At 47.6% G+C, this 2,841-nt stretch carries 2 protein-coding genes and 1 pseudogene; 1 reads left to right on the top strand and 2 read right to left on the bottom strand.

The window, feature by feature from the left end:
* Positions 1 to 986, bottom strand: a 986-nt coding sequence (locus ABGY95_RS06655) for a transposase (protein ID WP_347440909.1), incomplete at its 3' end; no start/stop codon positions are given.
* Positions 987 to 1,319: 333 nt separating this feature from the next.
* On the opposite strand from ABGY95_RS06655, the pseudogene ABGY95_RS06650 reads away from it, so the two are divergent.
* A pseudogene (locus tag ABGY95_RS06650) lies at positions 1,320 to 1,529 on the top strand (catalase-related domain-containing protein); the annotation flags it as partial.
* 1,095 nt (positions 1,530 to 2,624) lie between these two features.
* Here ABGY95_RS06650 and ABGY95_RS06645 read toward each other — a convergent pair.
* The coding region (locus ABGY95_RS06645; protein ID WP_347440908.1) for a hypothetical protein at positions 2,625 to 2,841 on the bottom strand (217 nt) is incomplete at its 5' end.

Raw genomic sequence — 2,841 nt, 5'->3', positions numbered from 1 at the left:
GTTGCATCGATGAGTCCGAGCTTTTCGAGCGTTGTCTGTCCGGTGTTGAGCCTCCAGAGATCCACCATCAGCATGCGGGCGCAGGCTACCACCGCCTTCTTGCGGGTGGCTCCCGTTACTTTTGCTCCTGCACCAAAAACGTGAGGGAACTTCTTAAACCCATGCCATCCTGGATTCCAAGTCGATAGCCTCCAGACTGCCTCAACGAGTTGTTTTCGAATCCGTTTATTGCCTCTTCTATCAATTGAACCGAAGCGTTGGTTAGGTCCAGAACTATCCTCACAGGGGCATAGCCCGGTGTAACTTGAAACCTGTTTTCGGTTCTTAAACCGATGCCAGTTGCTTATTTCATTTCCAATCACTGCAGCGGTGAAGTCGCCGTATCCCTTAGGCTGAGGCGTATCATCCAGTTCTTCTGTCGTCCTTACTTTGAGTGTGTGAATACGTTTGTGCAGACCCTGAATACTTTGCTGGATAGGTTCTAACATTTTGACGATCCATGGATTGTACTTCTCTAACTCGATCTTGAGTTTCTTCCATTTTCTCTGCCCCCACCAACCATCCGAAACCTCATAGAATCCATGTTCATGCATGAGGCTACGACCATTGCCTGAGAGCATACCGCGAGCCTTCTGGAGCTGTCCGATGTGGCGAGACTCTGCTCGAGTTTCACGTTGTTCGTCAGTGAAATCGTAGATGAGTTTGAAGCGTTTTTTGTCTCCATTGTGTTCAAAGTCCCAGAGCTCTTGAGCGAGTTTGTTGGCGTCGGATTTGTCGGTCTTGCGTTTACCGTCGAGCTTCTTAGGTGCAATGATGAATGAATTGGCTCCGAGCTTACCTAGGCCTCTGTGCTGGTAAGGACCGAAGCCACAGGCTTCTTGGACACAATGAACGGAGTGACCGAGGGCTCCGAGCTCTTTGACGAGCTGGAGAAATGCCTCGCGGGTGTATTTGCCAAGGTAGCGAGGAGTGCCTCCATTGATCATTACTGATAGAGCGACGCCCTTGAGTTCGACGTCGACCCCGAAGTGAAAGGAGAGGGAAGAGCTTCCATTTTTCTTGAGTTCTTTTGAGTTCTTTTGAGATCGAAGGAAACTGCTTTAGCGGATGGGTGTTTATTACGTATGTTTTCATTTTCAGAAACAAAGTTATACTAATGAGCGCCTGTCCGCACTCTTCAACACACTCATAGTCTCTAACTACGAGCCTAACAGTGTTGATGGAATCAAGGAAAGTCCAAACGCCGAGGTATACCCCCCCATCCAGTTCATGGAGTAGTGGGCAGCCATGCCAGAGAGTATATCTAAGACGATTTCGTCCAAGCGGGCGAACTCTATCGCCTGATGGATCCGAAGCAAAAGTCGAGACTGGTAGGAAACATTGTGGGGCACATGAAAAATGTGAGCAGCAAGGACATCCAACTACGTGCAATTTGTAACTTTTCCCGCGCTGATACTAAATACGGCAAGAGTATAGCCGAGGGGCTAGGCTTGGATCTGGAGGCGGAGATGAAAGTACTACGGGGCTAAAAATTGGTTAATTCGGTAACCTAAGACAGCCAGTTGGTGAGGGTGAATCGCTGGCTATTTCTTTTTATGAAGTAGCTTGAACAGGCAGTCTGAACTGCTGAGGCTAGAGTCAGCATGGAAATATACGGCGAGGAGCTATATCTTGTTTGGAACCTCACCAAGCTCGTCAAGATAATATGAACAGGTGAAAATAGGTGATTAACGCCGTCATATGCTCTACTTCATAGCTTATGATAAACTAGCCCCATTCTCCTAACTATCTAGCAAGACCTTGATGTCAAGCTGTACGCAATATGTGTTCTTGATGAAGGTCGCGGCAATGTTCAGTAACGCAGTATCACTAACCATCAGGAATCGATTCGTCGGCTATCTAAAAAAATATCCTCAAGTGCTCATAACCACGAAAACCGGCAGATACAGACCCTAGATTAGTTGCATGCTTCAAGGTTTAGCTCACGAAGTGTCAGCTGCCAATGCTCGGAAGCTCCGCATAAGCAAAGATCGCAATGCCTGTGTGCGACGGCTTTTAGCCGGCGTTTGCCATTACAAACTGGGGAAGATCGGGCAAGAGTGCGAAGAGCTTAGACTATAGTGTGGATTCGCCGAATGTGGAGGTCTACGCGCTAAAAAAGGCTGTGACCGCCATCGCCAGAAAACTAGCCACTATTATGCACTCGATACTACTTAATGAGACCGATTCTATAGCCCAATGCGCCTGGCCATCCCAAGCGGGCTAACCCTTTTTAGCGTTATGCAAACTTTAAGAATGAATTTTCAGCGTCACAGCTAAGGCGCGGCAGTATAGCCACAATTTACTGCGAACCCAAGATAGCAAAACTCTGAAGCTTACATCGAGGAGCAATAGTCTAAATCATGCACTAGTCATTAGGAGTCTAGACATCGACCCACAAGGTGACTAAGGAATGCGAATCGGAGCGAGAATCTGAAGTTTCATCTACTTACACCCCCCTGCAGTATGGCATCACCAGAGCGGTGTTCAGCCACACGCAGTCCAGAGCTGCTTCAACAAAACTCTGCCACGCAATCCATAGAATTAGCGAAATCTGGGGGTAGAAAAGTCCGTAAGATCATGCCTTATTCCTTCCTTTGTACAGCGTCATAACAGCGCAAAAGGATCTCTCGGATGTTGCGGTTCTGTTCTTTCCACCACTGATCGAGCATAGGTTGTAATGCAGAGAGATGTTTGGGAGCTAGTCTCTCTATGCATTTTATCAATAGATCTATGTTGGGTTCTAGAACCAACAATTGTGGGAGCTTCGTCGGATTGTGGCGTGAAATGAGTAACCCTAGA

The organism is Rubritalea sp. (genome assembly GCF_039830215.1).
Classification (GTDB): domain Bacteria; phylum Verrucomicrobiota; class Verrucomicrobiia; order Verrucomicrobiales; family Akkermansiaceae; genus Rubritalea.
This window is presented reverse-complemented; position numbering and strand designations above follow the sequence as displayed.